This is a genomic window from Rhizobium mesoamericanum STM3625 (genome assembly GCF_000312665.1).
Classification (GTDB): Bacteria; Pseudomonadota; Alphaproteobacteria; order Rhizobiales; family Rhizobiaceae; genus Rhizobium; species Rhizobium mesoamericanum.
Window position 1 is genome coordinate 1 of sequence record NZ_HF536773.1, and the last position, 19119, is coordinate 19119.

18 protein-coding genes and 3 pseudogenes are annotated in these 19119 nt (G+C 58.9%); 4 read left to right on the top strand and 17 right to left on the bottom strand.

Translation table 11 applies throughout. The annotated features are described in order from the left end of the window. Positions 1–131: 131 nt before the first annotated feature. A pseudogene (locus BN77_RS32315) lies at positions 132–316 on the top strand (IS3 family transposase); the annotation flags it as partial. A gap of 299 nt (positions 317–615) precedes the next feature. Here BN77_RS32315 and BN77_RS20250 read toward each other — a convergent pair. The 8 genes and pseudogenes from BN77_RS20250 to BN77_RS20295 all read right to left on the bottom strand — a co-directional run bounded on the left by BN77_RS20250 (position 616) and on the right by BN77_RS20295 (position 5348). Next, on the bottom strand, positions 616–1206 hold the full coding sequence (locus BN77_RS20250) for a type II toxin-antitoxin system VapC family toxin (RefSeq protein ID WP_040678210.1): 591 nt from the start codon (positions 1204–1206) through the stop codon (positions 616–618). After that, a complete protein-coding gene (locus tag BN77_RS20255) occupies positions 1196–1492 on the bottom strand; it encodes a hypothetical protein (protein WP_007535459.1) in 297 nt (98 codons plus the stop codon). The genes BN77_RS20250 and BN77_RS20255 overlap by 11 nt, the downstream gene beginning before the upstream one ends. 1017 nt (positions 1493–2509) lie before the next feature. After that, positions 2510–2929 (bottom strand): type II toxin-antitoxin system VapC family toxin, encoded by a 420-nt coding sequence (locus BN77_RS20265; RefSeq protein ID WP_007535460.1) that lies wholly within the window; start codon positions 2927–2929, stop codon positions 2510–2512. Next, positions 2926–3180 carry a FitA-like ribbon-helix-helix domain-containing protein gene (locus BN77_RS20270; RefSeq protein WP_007535461.1) on the bottom strand — a complete coding sequence of 85 codons (255 nt, stop codon included), beginning with the start codon at positions 3178–3180 and terminating at the stop codon, positions 2926–2928. The genes BN77_RS20265 and BN77_RS20270 overlap by 4 nt, the downstream gene beginning before the upstream one ends. A 236-nt stretch (positions 3181–3416) precedes the next feature. Then, positions 3417–3670 (bottom strand): annotated as a pseudogene (locus tag BN77_RS20275) (IS66 family transposase); the annotation flags it as partial. Between the two features lie 51 nt (positions 3671–3721). Beyond that, positions 3722–4075 carry an IS66 family insertion sequence element accessory protein TnpB gene (gene tnpB, locus BN77_RS20280; RefSeq protein ID WP_007535463.1) on the bottom strand — a complete coding sequence of 118 codons (354 nt, stop codon included), beginning with the start codon at positions 4073–4075 and terminating at the stop codon, positions 3722–3724. Beyond that, the gene (tnpA, locus tag BN77_RS35925; protein ID WP_081593583.1) at positions 4056–4472 is read right to left on the bottom strand and encodes an IS66-like element accessory protein TnpA; all 417 of its coding nucleotides are present in this window, start codon (positions 4470–4472) and stop codon (positions 4056–4058) included. Before tnpA ends, tnpB begins: the two co-directional genes overlap by 20 nt. 489 nt (positions 4473–4961) lie before the next feature. Continuing rightward, positions 4962–5348 carry a hypothetical protein gene (locus BN77_RS20295; RefSeq protein WP_007535466.1) on the bottom strand — a complete coding sequence of 129 codons (387 nt, stop codon included), beginning with the start codon at positions 5346–5348 and terminating at the stop codon, positions 4962–4964. Between the two features lie 173 nt (positions 5349–5521). Between BN77_RS20295 and BN77_RS34895 the strand changes: the two are divergent. Further along, a pseudogene (locus BN77_RS34895) lies at positions 5522–5803 on the top strand (DNA-binding response regulator); the annotation flags it as partial. Between the two features lie 188 nt (positions 5804–5991). Here BN77_RS34895 and BN77_RS20300 read toward each other — a convergent pair. The 8 genes from BN77_RS20300 to BN77_RS20335 all read right to left on the bottom strand — a co-directional run bounded on the left by BN77_RS20300 (position 5992) and on the right by BN77_RS20335 (position 15706). Further along, positions 5992–6741, bottom strand: a complete 750-nt coding sequence (locus BN77_RS20300; protein WP_007535468.1) for a methyltransferase family protein — start codon at positions 6739–6741, stop codon at positions 5992–5994. A gap of 11 nt (positions 6742–6752) precedes the next feature. Beyond that, on the bottom strand, positions 6753–7514 hold the full coding sequence (gene cmoA / locus BN77_RS20305; RefSeq protein WP_007535470.1) for a carboxy-S-adenosyl-L-methionine synthase CmoA: 762 nt from the start codon (positions 7512–7514) through the stop codon (positions 6753–6755). A 546-nt stretch (positions 7515–8060) separates the two neighbouring features. Next, a complete protein-coding gene (locus tag BN77_RS20310) occupies positions 8061–8414 on the bottom strand; it encodes a response regulator transcription factor (RefSeq protein ID WP_007535472.1) in 354 nt (117 codons plus the stop codon). Further along, complete coding sequence (locus tag BN77_RS20315) at positions 8411–10099, bottom strand: phosphoethanolamine transferase (protein ID WP_007535474.1); 1689 nt, start codon at positions 10097–10099, stop codon at positions 8411–8413. Before BN77_RS20315 ends, BN77_RS20310 begins: the two co-directional genes overlap by 4 nt. Positions 10100–10629: 530 nt before the next feature. Beyond that, a complete protein-coding gene (locus tag BN77_RS20320) occupies positions 10630–12069 on the bottom strand; it encodes a coniferyl aldehyde dehydrogenase (protein ID WP_007535476.1) in 1440 nt (479 codons plus the stop codon). Between the two features lie 21 nt (positions 12070–12090). Further along, the gene (locus BN77_RS20325) at positions 12091–13197 is read right to left on the bottom strand and encodes an NAD(P)-dependent alcohol dehydrogenase (RefSeq protein ID WP_007535478.1); all 1107 of its coding nucleotides are present in this window, start codon (positions 13195–13197) and stop codon (positions 12091–12093) included. 56 nt (positions 13198–13253) lie between these two features. After that, the gene (locus BN77_RS20330) at positions 13254–14078 is read right to left on the bottom strand and encodes a p-hydroxycinnamoyl CoA hydratase/lyase (RefSeq protein ID WP_007535480.1); all 825 of its coding nucleotides are present in this window, start codon (positions 14076–14078) and stop codon (positions 13254–13256) included. Further along, a complete protein-coding gene (locus BN77_RS20335; RefSeq protein WP_007535482.1) occupies positions 14075–15706 on the bottom strand; it encodes an AMP-binding protein in 1632 nt (543 codons plus the stop codon). Before BN77_RS20335 ends, BN77_RS20330 begins: the two co-directional genes overlap by 4 nt. Before the next feature lie 201 nt (positions 15707–15907). Between BN77_RS20335 and BN77_RS20340 the strand changes: the two genes are divergently transcribed. Further along, a complete protein-coding gene (locus tag BN77_RS20340; RefSeq protein WP_007535484.1) occupies positions 15908–16393 on the top strand; it encodes a MarR family winged helix-turn-helix transcriptional regulator in 486 nt (161 codons plus the stop codon). Between the two features lie 125 nt (positions 16394–16518). On the opposite strand, the gene BN77_RS20345 is transcribed toward BN77_RS20340, so the two are convergent. Continuing rightward, positions 16519–17418 carry a helix-turn-helix transcriptional regulator gene (locus BN77_RS20345; protein WP_007535486.1) on the bottom strand — a complete coding sequence of 300 codons (900 nt, stop codon included), beginning with the start codon at positions 17416–17418 and terminating at the stop codon, positions 16519–16521. Between the two features lie 254 nt (positions 17419–17672). Here BN77_RS20345 and BN77_RS20350 point away from each other — a divergent pair, with 254 nt between their 5' ends. Further along, positions 17673–19106, top strand: coding sequence for an aldehyde dehydrogenase (locus BN77_RS20350; RefSeq protein WP_208856479.1), 1434 nt, complete (start codon positions 17673–17675; stop codon positions 19104–19106). Positions 19107–19119: the final 13 nt, after the last annotated feature.

Below are 19119 nucleotides of genomic sequence, written 5' to 3' on the forward strand. Positions count from 1 at the left end.
TTGTCGCACCTTGTTTGCTGAACCCATCCAAAGGTGACCGCAATTTGCCACTGCGATGTTCAAACGCGCATGGGATGCAAGCGCGCTATATGTGTCAGCTCAAACCCATATAGCGTCCGGTCTTATCGCCCCGCTGCAACGTCGCTCGGCTTATGAGGGCGATGGGTCTTCAAGGCATCATTCCTGGCAAGCCGATCCGCACGGCGATCAGCGACAAGGCCGCTCCGTGTCGACTGCGTGAACCGGCAGTTGCTCCCGCGCCGAATATGCTGTGGCTTTCCGATTTCACCTACGTGCAACCTGGCAGGGCTTCGTCTAGCTTTGAGCTAGCCGGCCCCAGAAGTGGCTGGTTGCACAGGCCTCCATCGCGACGACGCACGGCGGCTGCTCGTTCAAAAACTGCTGCAAACGAGCTCGCGAAAGAACCCAGTTGAATAGAACCGCCCCGCCGCGATCCGTTGCACAAACCTGGAAGCTCCGCTTTGCGAGGTCAATCGCAAGGATATGCACCGCTGCAATCTGCCCCTCCTTCGTGTGCGCCAGCATGGCGCCGAGCAGGCATCATACGCTGACGCCGGCCGAAGGGGGCATCCACCCCATCAGTTCAGTTCGCGATTATGGTGGAGGCTGCGCCGACGGCGCTCGATAGAAAATGACCCGAACGCTCGGCATGAGCTGAGAAAGGAAATCGAAATCCCGAAGGTTAGCCGTCAATACCTTTGCGCCTAGCTGGCGGGCCTGCAGGAAAATCAGCGCGTCATTGACGAAGCGGCGCTCATGTCCCTCTCCCTTTGGCAGGTTGCTCAAGCGAAAAAGCAGGCCCGCCAACACGCCGGCCTGTCCCCAAGTGGCCGTCTCCGGGGCGTGAAGTCGATGTTCCGGAATGTCCTCTACGGTCGCCGCAATTGTTCCAAGGGCCGCTTTCGTGGAGGGATGATTTGGATTCAGCCGGCCGAAGGCATGGGTCAGCTCGGATAGACAGACCGCGGAATGGTGGCATAGGCGATACGTCAATAGTGTATCGACCTCCAACGGCGAACGGCCTTGAAGCACGTCCAGATAGACGGTGGTATCCAGGAACAGAGGCCCTCCAATTTGCGGCTCGTCAGAGGCCCACGAAAGAGCTTCGTCGGTTCTCCGTTCGAGCGTTCCCACGTACTTTCCGGGCTTTAGAGATCGGAGGATTTCGGAGAGATCAAATCCCAAGATCGATATCCGCCGGGATGGTGCCCTTACGGCTTACCAGACGCACGCCAAAGTCATCTTCAAGAGCCAGCCGGGAAAGTGCCAATTCCAGCAACTCGGTGTCGGAGGTAACGTGGGCACGTTTCTTGGCCGCCTCAATCAACTCCGCGGGGACTCGTCCCGATAGCCGCGTATTCTTTGCTGTACCAAGTAGACCGACGGCCTTCGCTTGTTCGAGCACGAGCCTATTGCGGGTCAACGCGACCTTTGCTTCGGTTTCCGCAGCAGTATGGGATCGGGCAGCCACAAACTTCTCCTGTGTTCAACATAATATACGTAATGTTGAACGAGAAGACAAGGTCGATGGTGGGTGGCAAGCCGAATTCCGAACCGAACCCGGCCGATAGCTCACATCGGCAGATGCCGGACCAACAAGCCATCAGGAGGGGATGTGGACGCTGTCCGCTCTCCCCACCCAAGCGGAAAATCGGTCTCCCCATCTTTCGCGGCGTTATGCCGCAGCAAGACCGGCGGCTTTGCCGCCGGCGCTTGCGCGTGGGCGATCCCCCTCCGATTCCCCTCTCCCCGCTGTTCCGCACGAGCTCGGGAGCAGGAGCGAAAGGGCTCCTGCTCCGCAGGCGATCCCGCTTCGCGGAAAAAAAGAGAGGAGATGGCATGAAAGAGGCGGCGCCCGCTGAGAGAACGGATTCCCTGAGATGCAGGTGATGATCGAGGGACAGTCACACTTCCAGCCTTTCGGCTTACCTTATTGGGTTCGCAAGATCTCAACAAAGGAGTTGGAAGCATGACTGCCTCTTATGAATACCATAGCCAAGGCGATGGCTAACATCGCCCCCTCCTCCGGCAAGGAGAGGACGATAGTTCGCTCAGTATGATCGTGGATCGGTCGGGAAGACCCTTGACCGGGGCATGCATGGATCGTGGTCTTCTTAGCCACCCTCTCGCTCGCGCAGAACCACACGGGCGTGCCTCAGCGCCGCCTTTCCACGAGCTTGCTCGGTCGCGGAGGCGGCCCCAGAAATTGCTGGGGGCACCGACCTTCATCGCAACGATGCAAGGCGGCTGCTCGTTCGACAATTGCTTAAGTCGAGTCCGCGACAGGACGCGATTGAATGATCGCCGCCGCCGCGATCCGTTGCGCAGACTTGGAAGCTCCGTTTAGCGAGGTCGATCGCAAGGATATGCACTGTTGTCATCTGCCTTCCCTCGGTGAACGCCACAATGGCGTGAAGCAGGCGTCATACGCCGACGCCGACCGAAGGGGCATCCACCCCATCCGTTCACACCTACATGCACATTGTAGTTATCTGGACCAGGGATTGATCACCTTCAGCCCAGCAGCCTCGAAAGGACTTGTGTCGTGAGTCGCGATCGCTAGGCCGTTTGCTGCCGCTGTGGCTGCAATGTAACCATCAGCCGTGCCAATCGCTTTCCCAGATACTCGAGCTCGTACCACCAGTTCGGAATAAAACTGAGAAGCAGCTAGATCGAAGGACAGGATGCGCTCGGAAAAGTGGGGTAGCACTTCGCCTTCAAGGCGGTCGCGGAGGATAGTTTGCCGCTTCCCTGAAGGCATAGCCGCGATCCCGAAACGAAGTTCAGCAATCGTTATTGCGGAGAGGAAAAGCGTTTCTATAGCTTGGGCGTCCAACCAGCCGATTACTGCCTCATCAGGAACCGGTTTCCAAGGCTCGGATATAACGTTGGTGTCCAGCAAGATCATTCGAAGGTCATCGGTTCAGCAGGTGTTGTGTCGCGACTTCTCTGCAGGACATCAACGTCGCTGTCGGAAAGCTCGGCGTCGCGACCAATGGCCGTCAGCAAGGAACCGAGCTTAATACGTTCAGGAGGACGAACAGCGGCTTCAATAATGTCACGGATCTCGGCCTCGGTGCTCCGGCCATGATGAGCCGCTCGCACCCGCAGAGCACGATGAGTTTCTTCAGAGAGGTTACGAATGGTGACTGCCGGCATTGATATCATCCCTACAAAAATGATAGCGTTGATATCAACATAAGAAAAATTACACGAAAATTCAAGGCGCTCATTGACGATGACGAACATCAGGTCTGTTTAGATAACCCGCCTCTAACCGAATCGAACCGTCGACATGTGTTTCGGCATGGAATGTTGACCCCTCCCGGGGATGATCGCGATCGGTCCGGCAACCTTGGGAACGCTCAGAAGCGCGAGCGAGGCCGCGGCGTCAAGCCGGTGTCCGGAAGCTCGACAACATCGCCTTCCTCGCTGCCATCCTCGACCGCGGCCTCGTTGAAGAGACGATCAATGTGCTTTTCGCTGCGGGGGCAAAGCGATGAAGCTTTGCCAGTGCCAGTTCTTCTTCCAGCTTGACGACCCGCTGCGAGAGCACTTCCTTCTCGGCTTTGAGTGCAGCGATTTCGGCAGCATCGGCTGCCAATTGCGCCATCAGTTCTGCAATGCTCGGTTCGCCGGTGCGAGTCATCAGATTCTTGAATCTGAACCGCCCCTGCGCGTCAATCGCAATTCGCCATCCTCAGCCAGCAATCTGATACTGCCGCACGCGATGGCTGATCATCGCATTAATCTCGATGCCGTCGAGGATCCAATGCAGTTGCTCTGTCGTCAGCGTCACCACCGCAGTCTCTCTTCGTGGCCACCTGAACCTGTCTTCCGTCAATTTCTTCAGGACCATGACAAACCCGGACCGATCAAAGAACAAAAGCTTCACCCGGTCACGTCGGCGATTGCAGAAGGCAAACACTGATGGAGCAAACGGGTCCAGCTCCATCACCTCTTGCACCAGGACCGCGAGGCTGTTGATGCCCGCGCGGAAGTCGATTGGCTCCCGATGGGGGTAGACCTTCAGATCAGCGCCCAGCCTGGACATGACTCAACGCTCCTATGATTGCGATCAGTCCATTCTCATCGTCGCACTCAACGGTCAGGCTGATCCCATTCGGCAGGAGCGCACTCACCTTGGACGTGTGACACGGCTTGCCCAATCGCACGCTCTTCCTCAGTAAATCGCCGCCAGCAGAGTTCATTTCCGGAGCAATCTCAACCGGGACGAACGCGGGTACCAAAGGTAAAGCCCGCTCCTCTTTGGCCTTCCTTATCCACTTGTGAACGAGATTGGCATTCAACCCGTGTTCCCGCGCCAGTCGAGAGACTGAAACGCCGGGCTCTAAACACGCTGCGACAAGCTGATCTCGCGAAGCAGGGTCATATCGACTGCGGCCGTCGCGGCCAATAAGCCGCACCTGCAGTTTAGGAGTATCGTCCATGATTTGGTGTCCACCTAATTTTGGTGGACATTTCATGCCTGGCAGCACCGCGCTTCAGAAGGTGTGCAGAAATTCGCGCTTACGGATGTCTAGAGCGTTTTGTTCAGCCTCGCGACCCAGCTTTGAACGAACAATTGACGCGGCAGAGTCAGCAACACTTGCGCCGCCGGCGCAGGAGCCAAAGTTGCCGCCGAAGTTGAAGAGACGATCAGGTCGGACCTTCAAATGTGGGTATCCCTCGCGAAATGCATCACAGTGGAGCAAGCTCACGCACGTTTCGTGCCGTCCCAACAAGCCAGCCTCCGCAAGGACGAATGGTCCTGTGCAGAGTCCAATCAGCGGAATTCGCTTCCGCGCTGCCAATTGAATGTATTTAAGGGTCGAGTGGTCACAGGCGATCTCGTCAGAGAGAAGGCCACCATGGAGGAACGTTGCGGGCGCTTTCCCGATATTGCGGAAAACTGGCTATCATGCCCCCCGCCAATCGGCCTAATCCCTTGCGAGAAGAACAACGCCCTCGCTTGATAAGGTGACGGCCACAGGAGCGCCATTGATCTGGATGGTAACCTCTCCGTTTTCGTCATCCACGGCAATAATCTCACCAAACAGACTGACCCGATCCTTTACGGCGAATTTCCTCCGAGTTGCGTCGGAACGCCACATCGCGTCGTCCCAATACAGATCGAGCTCCGATATGCCAACGCTCGCTAGAAAGCTCGCCTTCAGATTCTGCTCCAACCACTCCGCCGAACAGCCGAGCGCGGTCGCGGCCGCTTGAACGTCGGAATAGTCGTTCTCACGGCCCTCGCCCCAGATAACCTTTACGGACTCGCCCCGGTCTGGATTTCGATAGATCCGAATGTTCTTCTGGCTCATGGTTCGATCTCCAATCTGTTTTGGGTGGCCGCTGGCGTGGGGAGGTCTCTTTCCTATTGAAGCATAGTTGGGTTGTAACAGGCCAAAGATTGCGGATAAGCGCTCTGTTGTAAAGGCGCGCATTTGGTTCCGCTTTTTCGGAAGTGTTCAGGAAACTATGGCACGCGGATCCAATGGGCATTTTACTCACCGAAGACGATCGCAAGACTGCTGACTTCGTCGGAGAGGCGAGACATTTTGGGATGTCATGAGAGATGGCAGAGACTGCCTGTTTCAGGCACATCGTCAACCACATGCTTCCTTAGGACTGCCCGGGTCAACACCCCTCCCCTCTTTCTCACATCGGTTGGCGGGGGTCGATGATTGGTGGAGGGCTGGAGGCAGGTGGCGACGACCACCTCGTGAAACCGTTCGCCTTTTCGGAGTTGCTCGCTCCCGCTAAGGCTCACTCGCGAAACCACAGGCCCGCCAACTCCGTCGGCACATAGTAGTGGATGAGACATCGACCTGTGAGGAACAAACCGGGGCAATGCACCTCCAAGATCGAGCGGGTCCACTCCTTCGAACTGATAGAGAGCGGGAAACCAGAAACCGAACTCAAGGCAAGCTGGCCAGCCCTGAAGTTCGGCCGGTGCGTGAGATTTCAGCGGACAGCAGTCAGTTTGTCGAAGACGCCCTTTTTCTTTAGCGAGCTTACCAGACCAGTCAGTGCAAGCACTGCGACGAGAAGACCGACAAGCACTATCGCGTAAGACAGTTCCTGATCCGAAATGGAATCCGCCGCCACCCGATAGAACTCAGTTGCCAATAAGGCGATCAGCGTCGACGACATCGTTGAATAGTCCTTGGCAATGACCCGTCTCACGTTGAACGCCATTCCCTCGGTGGACGCAGAGAACGCACTCAGCTTCAATCCCCAACGGGGGACATCCCGACAATAGGCGCTGTAGGCTTCGCCGAACTTGTTAGCCAGGAACTCCTCTTCGGCGTACACAATACACTGATAGATAAACCCGAACAGCAAACTTCCGACAATAACAACCACCGGATTGCCGTGGAACAGGAAGAGGCCGACGTATATGAGCATGTTCCCTACATACAGCGGGTTGCGGCAAACGCCGAACATGCCTTCCGTGACCAGGTCCTTGGCATAGACGCGCTTATTCAGGCCGCCGCGCTTGATGTAAGCATAACCGATTACCATCGCGCGCAGCACCAGACCCGCAAGGACCATGGCAAGGGCGACAAAATCTTTCCATTGCTCGAGTGCCGTACTGCCCAGAATCGCCGTGGTCGGCGGAACGGCTACAAACAAGACGAGGATGATGAGCGGAAACGCCTGGTTTCGGTACTTGAAAAAGAAAGTCCCGAACGCAAGCATGAGAATCTTCATGGCGTTTTGCCTCACTTGACCGCGACGATGCCGCAGAAATTATACCAACGGAAGAAAACCTCCGTGCTCTTGAAGCCTACCTCCTTGAGGAGCTGGATGTTCTCCTCGAGGCGGTAAGGGATGAGGACATTTTCCAACGCCTCCCGCTTTTTCGATATTTCGATCGAGGAATAGCCATTACGCCGCTTGAAGTCGTAGTAGTGGTCGATGAAGAGCCTGTTGAAGGTCGTGTCCTCGCTGGTCAACTTCTCGATCAGCAGCAGGCATCCGTGCTCGTTGAGACCCTCGTAGATCGTCTTCATGACCCGCTCGCGGAAGAGCGGACGTACGAACTGGAGGGTCAGCAACATCGTCACGACACTGGCGTTTTCCACCGTGAAGCCTTTGTGGAGGTCGCCAGTAACAAGCTCGATCGATCGGTTCGTTCCCAATTCCTCGATCTTCTCCGCCGCCTTCTTGAGCATGTCCGGAGCATTGTCGATTCCGACGAAATCCACATGGTTGTCAACGACGTGGTCGAGTGCAAGGAGAGTCGTGGCCGTTGAGCAGCCAATGTCATAGAGGTTGGACTGGGGCTGGGCAAAATCCCGGGCCAGCTCGCAAACCATCCGCTGCATCTCCCCGTAAAACGGGACAGAGCGACTGACCATGTCATCGAACACGTTCGCGACGGTGGAATTGAATGAGAAGTCCGCAACAGCATCGCGTTCGTCGGCAAACACCTCGTCACGCGAATTCGTATGCAGCACAAGACGGCTAGACTGGTCGGTCATATCCGCTCCAATGAATAGCAATGTCAGATGGGCGTGCTTTCCCCAAGCACACCCGGCGCGCGGCGATTTGGTCACAGTAATCTGACGGCTACCTGAAAGCGGTCGTCAGTCACACCTGTGACGGAAGAAATCGCCGGAAGGCGAGCCAGCAGGCGAACGCCCAAGGGAAGCCGCGCACCACCCGAAGGGGACGTCGGTCGGATAATGTACGCCGAGGTAAATTCGCCTGAAGCCCTATCGTGCCGACGAGGGCGCTAGCGATGATGAAGATTTATGCCTTATAAGCCGGCGCATGCAAAAATCGGGAAGCGACGAATGCGAGTGACAGGTAGGTCGCCGCCGAGACCATCGCGTGTCCGCTGGGAAACTGGAATCACCGACCGTAACCAAATGGGTCACAAATGTGCGGACGGGGTCACGCAGCTGATCGCTTCAAGGTGTTGCTGGAAAGCCAACCGCAACAGCGCTTCGACGGGCCGGCGTGAAAGCAGGAGCAGGCCCGACGGCGGCAAGTGTAATAAACAGCAGAACGGCCACGCCAGCGCCTCATTGCTTGACCAGCCTCATTCGTGCCGAGAGCTCGTCGAGGTCGAAAGGTTTGACGAGAAAATCGTCAGCCCCGCCCTTCATCCCCGCCAGCCGATCGCTGTATTGGTCCAGCGCCGTCATGATGATGATCGGGGTTTTGTCGTCTTCCCTTCGAATGTCCCGCAGGAGTGACAGGCCATTGCCGTCCGGCAGGCGCAGGTCCAGGAGCACAAGGTCATACTTTTTTAACATAAGCCGACGGGCAGCATCCTTGAGGCACAAACACCAGTCAACGCGATGCCCATCGGCCACCACATGGGCCGATACCGCGTCCCCGATGTCGACATTGTCCTCGACGACAAGCACATTCACCGGATCGCGTTCCTATCTTCTGTTTTCCGCTGCGTGGTCGCGATGCTCAAGAGTTCACTCCTGCACTTTGCGAATACGTCTAGCCGTTTGTCGTAGACCGAGGTCTTTACGTTCATCATGGAGAGCACACTGTGGAACAGGTTATCGTGGGACGTCGGGGCGGTTGCCTCTTTTCGAAGGCAGGCCGTGTCGAGGTTCATCGATTTGGCGAAATCGCTGTCAAACCACGTCAGGAAGGGCACGTGTGTCTGCTGCGAGGGAGCAAACATGTATGGGGTTCCATGAAGATATAGCCCATTTTCGCCGAGCGACTCTCCATGGTCGGACATGTAAATCAGGCCGGCGGCCATCTTATCCGAACGAGCCTTGAGACGGTCGATGACGGTCGCAATGAAGTAGTCGGTGTATAGGATCGAGTTGTCGTAAGCGTTGACGATTTCCACGGTCGAGCATTTGCCAAGCTCCGGAGTGCGGCAGTCCGGAACGAACTTGCCCTGATCTTCGGGGTATCGACGATAGTAAGCGGGACCGTGGCTGCCCAGCTGGTGAAGCACTAAGACACTGTCGCCCTTGACGTTGTCTAGCCAGTCGTCGAGCTTGTCCAGGAAAATCCCATCCAAACATTCTCCGTCCTGACAGAAGCGTGGATCCTTCGAGTTGGCTAAATCCACGTATTTGATCCGCTTGGCAACGCCCTTGTCCCCCGTGTTGTTGTCGAACCACGCAACATCAATGCCGGCATGCGCTAACACGTCAGCAAGATTTTCGTTGGCCATGGCCTTGGCATGAGTGAATTCCGAGCGGGTGAACCCTGAGAACATGCATGGAATAGAGGTTGCCGTAGCCGTGCCGCAGCTCGTTGTGTTGGTGAAGTAGATGACGTTTGCAGCCTTGAGCCGCGGGTTTGTATCCCTTTGGTATCCACCGAGCGAGAAGTTCTCCGCACGAGCGGTCTCGCCCGCGACGATAATCGTAACCCTCGGCTTGTTGATGGGCAATGTGGCAGGCTTGACGGTGGCATCTGCTCCGACGGTCTGAACAACGAGCGATGCCTCGTTACCCTCGCTCATGAAGTAGCGGACAGTGCTGACTATCGGCGTAACAGGGTTGAAGCTCTTCGTGATGTCCCGACGTTCCCTGACGGCTGCAGTGTATTCGCGCGAGTAGGTCACACCACAGATTGTGAAGATGGCGAGCGAGAAGAGGATCGCGGCCAGGTTCCAGAGGATCTTCCGCACGAACGGACGGTGATCGACCCTTACCCAGATTATGAGGATCGATGGCACGATACCCAAAATTGCGACATGCACGAAGAAATCAGAGGTGATCAGATGCTGCGCTTCCGCAGGCGTTGTCTCCATCGCGTTGCGGATCATGTCACTGTCGATTACCACACCGAAGGTGTCTGTGAAATGAGATGCCACCGCGGCGACAAGGACGAGGAAAATCAGAAAAGGCTTGATGAGGTACTTGGTCGAAAAAGGGGTGATTGCGGCCACAAACAGCGCCAGCATAGCGAGATATAACGCCCAAAGCGGACCGCTGCCGCTCCCGAGATAGTCCGTCGCTTTCTTCCAGAATGTGTTGTTGCAAAACACAAGGATATAGAAGCTCGTCAACATGCAGAGCGGGATGCTGCCGATCTTCGGTCGCAAGGATCTCTTAGATGCGGCCACTTTCGTCAATTGTACTCTCCAATCGCAAACACGCGTTTTGGAGGGAATTACTGACAATTACCTGAAATCATGCCCGACCAGATTGGCATTTGGATGTGACCCCATGTCATTTTGGCTAAGATACAGTCGGGCTAGCAATCTTTTCGGTTCTGATCGCGCAGTTCGGAATCGCTTCCCCTCGCGCTTGATCCGCGATCTACGCACTGGGATACCCGCCCAACAACGTTGCCTCATCTCCCATTGCGCTGTTGACCTTTCTCCGCGTGTAGATCTGAAAACGCCCAGGATCGGCGAGCCTCGAACGGGGGATGATGCATGTTCTCATCGATCAGCGGAGTGTCGGAACAATGTCGGATGATTGCGCTTTGAAGCAGGTCCGGGAAGCACGGTGCAAGAACCCGGTGACGGCCGCTCGCTTGGCGAATGGACGAGCCATGTTCACAGCACGGAGCGCACCTCGACCCGCCCTGCAAGCATGAGTTTCCTGAAATGGCACAGCGGCTATGCCCCAAGCGCTTGCTGGCTTTATGAGGAGCACTTTACTTGCAGATCGCTTCGGCCAGAAAGCCGCGCATCGCCTCGCCAAAGGGCGGCCGCATCATATGTTCCGCCTCCATCATCTTGCTCTGGTGATAGACGGCGCGCGGATGCGAGAAGGCGAGGAAACCGAACTTGCCGTGATAGGCGCCCATGCCAGAATGACCGACGCCGCCGAAGGGCAGGCCTTCCGCCGTGACGTGGCTCATGCAATCGTTGATGGTCACGCCGCCGGAGGTCGTATAGTCAAGAACACGACGCTCCTCTTCGCCATCCTGGCTGAAGTAATAGAGGGCGAGTGGGCGCGGCCGGGCGTTGATGCGATCGATAACGTCGGCGATCCCGCGATAGGGAAGAATTGGCAGCACCGGCCCGAAGATTTCCTCCTGCAGCGCGCGCATATCGTCGGTTGGATCGAGGATCAGGGTCGGCGGCATGCGGTGGGCTGGTTGCTGCGAGAAATTCTCTCCAGCCGGATTGATTTCGACGACGCGAGCGCCCTTGACCCTGGCGTCGTCGACCAGGCGCTGCACACGGGCATGATGACGGGCATTGATGATCGAAGTGTAATCAGGATTGTCCTTCAGCGTCGGATACATCGCACTGACCGCCGCAACGGCGTGTTCGGCAAAGGCTTCAACGCTTTCCTCGGGCACGTAGACATGGTCCGGGGCCAGACAGATCTGGCCTGCGTTCAGCGTTTTAACCGTCATGACCCGACGCGCGGCGTCTGCGAGATCGGCCGAACGGCCGACGATGACCGGCGACTTGCCGCCGAGTTCGAGCGTCAGCGGCGTCAGGTTTTCCGCTGCCGCCCGCATAACATGATGGGCAACCGCCGTACCTCCGGTGAAGATCAGGTGATCGAAGGCAAGCGACGTGAAGGCGGTTCCCGTCGCCGGTCCGCCCTGGACGACGGCGATCTCCGTTTCGTCGAAGGAGCGGCCGACCAATTCCGCCATCAGCGCGGCCGAGGCCGGCGTCACTTCCGACGGTTTGATCATAGCGCGGTTGCCGGCGGCGAGAATCCCGGCAAGCGGCGCAAGGGCGAGCTGATAGGGGAAATTCCAGGGACTCACGATTCCGACCACCCCCTTCGGCTGATAGACTACCTCGGCCACCGCGTCCGGGAACAAAGCCTCGTGCTGCTCGGGCTTCAACCATTCGCCAAGATGAGCCTTGGCATATTTGAGCGAACCGACGCATGTGAAGACGTCGAGAAGCAGGCTCGCCTCGACGCTACGGCTGCCGAAATCATCCGACAGAGCCGCCGCAATCGCATCCTTATGATCGACGAGAAGGGCTATGACGCGGTCGATGCGATCGATGCGGGTCTCGATGTTCGGCGGCCCCTCCTTGAGGAAAGACGCCCTTTGCCGAGCAAGTAGGTGCTTCATGACGTCAGCACTGGCATCGGTGGCGATTGGGGTGACGGTGTTCATTGGTTCCTCCCTTGAACGATATCAGGCGGCCGGCTGGCGCACGATCGGTTTCAGCACGATGCCTCTTTCCGAGTCCTCCACAGCCTGGTTGATGTCGGCGAAATCGTAGAAGCTGACGAGCCTGTCGAACGGGAAGCGCCCTTGGCGATGAAGGTCGATCAATAGCGGGATCAGCACGTCGGGATTGGAATCGCCCTCGACGATACCGCGCACCCGGCGCCCGCCGGATAGGATATGGGTGAGGTCGAGCGTCAAGGTCGCGCCCTGCGGCGAGGCTCCGACGATGCCGCATGTGCCGCGCGGCGCCAGCACCCGTACGCACTGGTCAATAACGGCGGGCACTCCGGAGGCATCGACAGAATAGTCGACGCCGGCGCCGGTCAGCGCCATGACCGCGGTGACCGCGTCGCTCACCTTGCCGTTGACAATGTCAGTCGCTCCGAGTTCCGCCGCAAGCGCCAGCCGCGTCTCGTTCACATCGACGGCGATGATCCGTGAGGCGCCAACGACCCGCGCCGCCATCACGGCGGCCAGACCAACAGAGCCCATGCCGAAAACTGCGAGTGTTTTTCCAGGCTCGACGGCGAGCGCATTCATCACCGCGCCGGCGCCGGTCTGGATACCGCATGCCAGAGGGCCAAGCAGCGCCAGATCCGCATCCTTTGGCACTTTCACGACGTTGCGTTCATGGCACAGCGCGTGGCTTGCAAAAGAGGATTGTCCGAATATGTTGCCGTGAATCCGCTCTCCCTGGCATGAGAGCCCGCTTGAACCATCGGCGCGCGCACCGAAGAAATTGCGCGGGAAGAATTCGTGGCAATAGGTCTCCTCGTGATCGTTGCAGCTCGGGCAATGACCGCAGGAATTGAAGGTCATGACTACGTGGTCGCCTGGCGCCACCTTGGCAACGCCCGGTCCGACACGCTCGACGATGCCGGCACCCTCATGACCGAGCACCACCGGCTGCGGCACCGGCAGGTGCTGATCACGCATGACGATATCGGTGTGACAAACGCCAGTCGCTACCACGCGAACCAAAATTTCACCCTCGCGCGGCTCCTCCAGATCGAGCCGTTCCAGCGAAAACGGAATATTGGGCGCACGCGCCACCGCGGCATGGATCTTCATTATTTTGCTACCTCCCAATGATCAGCTCTAGATGACCCGGCGCCCGGACCTGTTCTTTAGCGGCCGCGTTTGTAGGCACCGAGCCCCGGCTGATAGGTCTTGTCGTCGAGGAACTGCTTCAGGCCCTCGTCGCGCCCCTTGGTCTTGTCGAGAAACAGCATCTGTTCCAGCTTGGCGTAGATATAATCGTCGGCGAGATCCCACGGCAGGTTGCGTACACGCTTGTATGTGTCTTTGGCAGCCTTCAGCGTCACCGGATTCTTTTCGAGCAGGCTGGCGCAGATCTTGCGCACGCGGGTTTCGAGCTCCGCGAGCGGCACGGCCTCGTTGACGAGACCCATTTCGGCAGCCTTGCGCCCGCCGAAGAGTTCGCCGGTCATGATGTAGTAGAGGGCGTCGCGATGGCGCATCACCTCTGCGACCGCACGGGTGACGTTGCCACCCGGCAAGATGCCCCAGTTGATCTCGGAAAGGCCGAAATTCGCCTCTTCGGCGGCGATGGCGAGATCGCAGGAGACGAGCGGCGTGAACGCGCCGCCGAAGCACCAGCCGTTGACCATGGCGATCGTCGGCTTTTCGAAATACATCAGCCGGCCCCACCAGCCGCCGGATTGGCGCCGGGCCTTCAGCGTGGCATCGCGCGGCTTGTCGTCATTGTCGCGGAAATATTCCTTGAGATCCATTCCGGCGGACCAGGACTCGCCAGCGCCGCGCAAGACGAGTACGCCGCAGCGCTCGTCACCCTCGAGCTCGTCGAGCACCTCGAGCATCCGGGCATTCAAGGCTGGATTCATCGCATTGCGCTTTTCCGGCCGGTTGAGGGTCACGAATGCGATGCCATTATCGAATTCGACCAGAACCGGCAATTGGTCTTCGGTCATGAGGTCACTCCATAAGTTTCGGCGTGATTGCCGTGGGCCGTTTCATCAGGCCTGTCGTTGAAGAGTTCGTCGGAATGCAGCTGGCGCAGAACATGTTTCTGCACCTTGCCGGACGCGGTGCGGGGAATGGTTTTGACGAAAAGGATGTGGGCCGGGCGCTTGAAGGCGGCGAGCTTTGCGGCGCAATGGCCGGCAATTGCCTCGGCCGTTGGCACAGCACCCGGCCGCAGCACGACATAGGCGAGCCCACATTCTCCCCACTTCATGTCGGGAATCCCGACGACAGCGGCATCAAGGACATCGGAATGGCTTGCGAGTACAGCTTCGACTTCAGCCGGATAAACATTCTCGCCGCCGCTGATATACATATCTTTCAACCGGTCAACGATGCGATAGAAGCCGTTTGCTTCGCGGCGGCCGAGATCGCCGGTACGGTACCAACCTTCGGTGAAGGCGGCGGCGGTTTCGGCGGGCCTGTTCCAGTAGCCTGGTGAAACCGCGGGTCCACGCAGCCACAGTTCACCGATCTCGCCTTCATCCACCTCGCGGCCGTCTTCGCCAACGATGCGAATGTCGAGCAACGGGGCCGGTAGACCGACGCTGCCTGGGTTGTCCCGCACCGCGCCCCGGTCGATCGGCACATGCAGCACCGTTCCAGCCTCGCTCATGCCGTAGCCGTTGACCAACGCAACGCCATCTTCAAGATAGCTTTCGATCAGCGCCTGCGTCAGCGGCGCGCCGCCCACAAATAGTGCGTGAAGACCGGAGAGGTCCGCGGCGCTATAGGCGGGGTCATTGCGCAAGGCGAGCGCAATCTGGGGCACGGCGAAATAATGGGTGATGCGTTGCTTGCGGTCAGCAAGGGCAGCCAGCGTTCGCGCCGGCGTGAAGCGGTCGGAGACCACTAGCGTACCGCCCAGCATTAATGTGGTGCGCGCCACCGCAATCAGCCCGATCGTGTGAAAAAACGGCAAGTCGCACAGCGCAACGGATCCCGGCCCGATTTCGCCAACGAAGGAAAAATTGACGGCAGCAAAGAAGGTATTGCCGCGGGTGATGACGACGCCCTTCGGCTGTCCCGTCGTGCCCGACGTGTAGAGAAGGACGCACGCCCGCTCGGCATCACAAGACACCGGCTCGGCCGGGGAGTTCGCCTCGATGCGGGCGGCAAGCCCGGCTGGGCCATCTGCCGTCGAGATTACCGCCATCTCGGGATCGACGTCTGCGAGGCTCGCCACGGCGACCGAAAACTCTTCGTCGTGGACCAGGAGCGCCGGCGCGCAATCGGCAAGGATCGGCCGAAGCTCGGCAGCGTTGAGCCGCCAGTTGAGCGGCACGTAGATGGCGCCGGCACGCTGACAGGCAAAGGCAAGCACGATTGAATCCACCGAGTTGCGCGCCAGCATGGCGACACGCGCCCCGTCCCGCCGTGTACCGAGCATATCGCCAAGCAAACCGGTGCAGCGGGCGATCCGCGCATTGAGCTCTTTATAGGTGAGCTGCCGGCCGCTCGCGATTTCGAACAGAGCCTGACGGTCTGGTGCGACGCGGGCGCGGTAGAGGATCGGATCATCCGTCACCAGTCCGCAATCCGCCGACGAAGCCATCCGGGAAAAGGAATGCGCCATATTCTCCTCCCATGCCGCCGATCCTCCGCGACGGGCATCAATTTTGTATGCAACACATACTATTATTTTTCCAGAGAGATGCAAGAGGCTGATCGCTTTCAAATCCGATCGTTCGAATGTGCACGGTGAAATCCCCAATACGGATATTGACTAACCTGCTGATTTTGAGGGTTATGGCCCCGAACGAGGCAAGAGCGAACCATGAGCACAAAACCACCGCAGGATGATGTCGAGGTCGAAGAAGCCTCCGTTGCGCCACCGCTCGACGTCGGAAGGCTTGGCGATCTCCTGGGCTTTCATCTGCGTATGGCGAATGTGGCGATCTATCGCGACTTTGCCGAAACCATGGAGGAGCTGGGGCTGACGCAGAAGCAGCTTGCAGTGATGGAACTCGTCGCCGGCAATCCAGGCGCCTCGCAGATCGACCTTGCCAATACGCTTGGCACCGACCGGGCGACGATGATGGCCCTGGTCAACCGGCTGGCAGCTCGCGACTTCGTCGAGCGCCGCCCTTCCGCGGCGGACCGCCGCCGCCAGGAATTGCATCTGACGATGGCGGGACGCACCATGCTTGCCCAGGCCCGCCAGTTGATCGACGCACACGAACAGCGTTTCACCGCCCTTTTTTCGCACGACGAAATGGACGGTCTGCTGGCTGCGCTGAAGCGGATATATAAGCGCGACTGAAACCTGCTTCCCCTCAGCCAGCGTGTCAGAGCAGCACCCGGGCCCGTTCCTGTCATCGTCCGCCGCGGCTTGCGCGCGCGGAGATTAGTCCGATGGGCGCATCCGGCGATCCAATGCGTTCAAACCTAGGGCCAGTCCGCATAACCCGAGGAGAGCATGCTGTTTTCCAAGCCGGCCGAAGCGCGGGCGATCTCACGGTAGCCCGCCGGGGAAAGGCCGGTCTTGCGCTTGAAGAAATGGCTGAAATAGGTCGGGTCGCGGAAGCCGAGGCTGTCGGAGATTTCCTGGATATTGCGAGCCGACCGCTCCAATCTCAGCTTTGCCTCCTGCACCACGCGCTCGTGCAGAAGCTGGATCGGCGAGCGGCCAAGCGTCCTTTGACAGATGGAATGCAGGCGATCGGCCGTGACTCCCAGTTCCGCTGCATAGTCGCTAATCGGCCGGTGCTGGCGAAAACCCGCCTCTACCAGCTGGCGATATCGCTGCAGGATCGACCCGGTTTCGCCCTGTCCGCGCTGCTCGCGTCTCTCGCCATCGGCGCCGCGCCACAGCGTCATCAGGATCAACCGCATATAGGCCGATGCCACCATCCAGGAGGCCCGGGAGGGATCATCGAGTTCACGCACGAAACCCAAAATTAGCGGGCCGATTTCCGCCACCAGAAACGGATCTGACGACTCGACCAGCCCGCGCTGCTCGGTGAATATGCGCAGTGAATAAGATTCCACCTTGTCGTCGATCGCATCGACCATGACCTGCGGCGAAGCCCCGACCAGATGCGCCGCGGTTCCGGCAGCGATTGACAGATCGCAGTGTGCCTGCGGCGGCACGAAGGCAAGCAGCGGCCCGTTCAACGGGCGTTGTTCGCCGCTTTCGAAGTGCAGCTCGGCCCGCCCCTCCCCGAGCAGAACGAAATGGTGAAAATCGGCATAGAGCCCTTTTTGAAAACGGATGCGCCGATGCGACAGCGATGGCCCGTGCCACTCGCCCCTGGCATAGTGATGAATGCCTCCGTCCGTTGCCAATGCCCCTCCCCTCGTTTCCTATCCATACTGCAGCAGACGCCGGATAATTACAATATTAACCCAATAAATCGCATTCCATTGGCAGATGTTAGGCGTAACCTCATCACCATCGGCCTTTGGGAGGAGGCATTCCGACAACGCAGGAACGGTCAGGGGCCTTCTTGGGCCACCGTGTCCGCTCGTGTGTCTCCCATGGCAATAATGCAGGCGCCGTTCGGGACGAGTGGGGTGGAACCGTGTTTTCAGCAAAGCTGATGATCAACAACGAGGAGATGGACGCTTCCGCTGGAGCGACCTTCGAACGCGTCGATCCGCTCACCGGCGATGTCGCAACAATCGCCTCGGCAGGATCCGTTGCCGACATGACGAGGGCCGCGAATGCGGCGGCGGCCGCTTTTCCCGACTGGTCGCAGACCGGCCCGGGCGAGCGACGCAGGCTGTTGAACGACGCCGCCGACCTTCTTGAGGCCCGCACTCCGGAGCTTATCGCCGCCATGACCGCCGAAACCGGCGCCACCACGCAATGGGCGGCGATCAATTGCGGGCTCGGCGCCGATATCTTCCGTGAGGCGGCGGCGATGACCACGCAAATATCAGGCGAGCTCATTCCCTCGGGCATCCCTGGAAGCCTCGCCATGGCGGTGCGCCAGCCGGCCGGCGTCTGCGTCGGGATAGCCCCTTGGAATGCACCGATCATTCTCGGTACCCGCGCCGTCGCCATGCCGCTTGCCTGCGGCAATACAGTCGTCCTGAAGGCATCAGAACTTTGCCCGAAGACCCACAGTCTGATCGGCGACATCCTACGTGATGCCGGTTTTCCGCGCGGAGTCGTCAATATCGTTTCCAATGCGCCGAGCGATGCCGCGGCAGTCGTCGATGCCCTGATCGCCCATCCCGCAGTGCGACGTATCAATTTCACCGGTTCCACCCGTGTCGGCAGGATCATCGCCGAAACCGCGGCGAAGCATCTCAAGCGCTGCCTGCTCGAACTCGGCGGTAAGGCGCCATTCATCGTCTTGGCCGACGCCGACATCGATGAGGCTGTGCGTGCGGCAGCCTTCGGCGCCTTCATGAACCAGGGCCAGATTTGCATGTCCACCGAGCGGATCGTCCTGATGGACGAGATCGCCGACAATTTCGTCGGCAAACTCCGGACGAAGGCGGAAACCCTCATCGCAGGCCACCCCAAAGACGGCAATACGCCGCTCGGCACGCTGATCAACGTCGAAGCGGCGCGCCGCGTGAAGTCGCTGGTCGACGATGCCCTGCAGAAGGGCGCGGTCCTCGTCTGCGGCGGCGAAGCCCACGGCACGCTGATGGATGCGACCGTCATCGATCACGTGACCGCTGCCATGCGCATCTACCGCGAGGAGAGCTTCGGACCGGTTGCGGCAATCGTCCGGGTCGGCAGCGTCGATGAGGCCGTAACTGTTGCCAACGACAACGAATACGGGCTTTCGGCAGCGGTTTTCAGTACCGATGTCAATGCGGCGATGGCCGTCGCCATGCGGCTCGAATCCGGCATCTGCCATATCAACGAGGCGACCGTTTCCGACGAACCGCAAATGCCGTTCGGCGGCGTCAAATCAAGCGGCTACGGCCGCTTCGGCGGCAAAGCCGCGATCGACGAGTTCACTGAGCTCAGATGGATCACCATGGCATCGGAAAAACGGCACTACCCGATCTGAACTGATCGGTCGG

Bases quoted from the DNA above. Each gene is read 5' to 3' on its own strand.
- BN77_RS20350 (WP_208856479.1), top strand. From the start codon at position 17,673: ATGATCAACAACGAGGAGATGGACGCTTCCGCTGGAGCGACCTTCGAA.
- BN77_RS20330 (WP_007535480.1), bottom strand. From the start codon at position 14,078: ATGACCGAAGACCAATTGCCGGTTCTGGTCGAATTCGATAATGGCATC.
- BN77_RS20335 (WP_007535482.1), bottom strand. From the start codon at position 15,706: ATGGCGCATTCCTTTTCCCGGATGGCTTCGTCGGCGGATTGCGGACTG.
- BN77_RS20325 (WP_007535478.1), bottom strand. From the start codon at position 13,197: ATGAAGATCCATGCCGCGGTGGCGCGTGCGCCCAATATTCCGTTTTCG.
- cmoA (WP_007535470.1), bottom strand. From the start codon at position 7,514: ATGACCGACCAGTCTAGCCGTCTTGTGCTGCATACGAATTCGCGTGAC.
- BN77_RS20320 (WP_007535476.1), bottom strand. From the start codon at position 12,069: ATGAACACCGTCACCCCAATCGCCACCGATGCCAGTGCTGACGTCATG.
- tnpB (WP_007535463.1), bottom strand. From the start codon at position 4,075: ATGTCCAGGCTGGGCGCTGATCTGAAGGTCTACCCCCATCGGGAGCCA.
- BN77_RS20295 (WP_007535466.1), bottom strand. From the start codon at position 5,348: ATGAGCCAGAAGAACATTCGGATCTATCGAAATCCAGACCGGGGCGAG.
- BN77_RS20340 (WP_007535484.1), top strand. From the start codon at position 15,908: ATGAGCACAAAACCACCGCAGGATGATGTCGAGGTCGAAGAAGCCTCC.
- BN77_RS20265 (WP_007535460.1), bottom strand. From the start codon at position 2,929: ATGATCTTGCTGGACACCAACGTTATATCCGAGCCTTGGAAACCGGTT.
- tnpA (WP_081593583.1), bottom strand. From the start codon at position 4,472: ATGGACGATACTCCTAAACTGCAGGTGCGGCTTATTGGCCGCGACGGC.
- BN77_RS20300 (WP_007535468.1), bottom strand. From the start codon at position 6,741: ATGAAGATTCTCATGCTTGCGTTCGGGACTTTCTTTTTCAAGTACCGA.
- BN77_RS20270 (WP_007535461.1), bottom strand. From the start codon at position 3,180: ATGCCGGCAGTCACCATTCGTAACCTCTCTGAAGAAACTCATCGTGCT.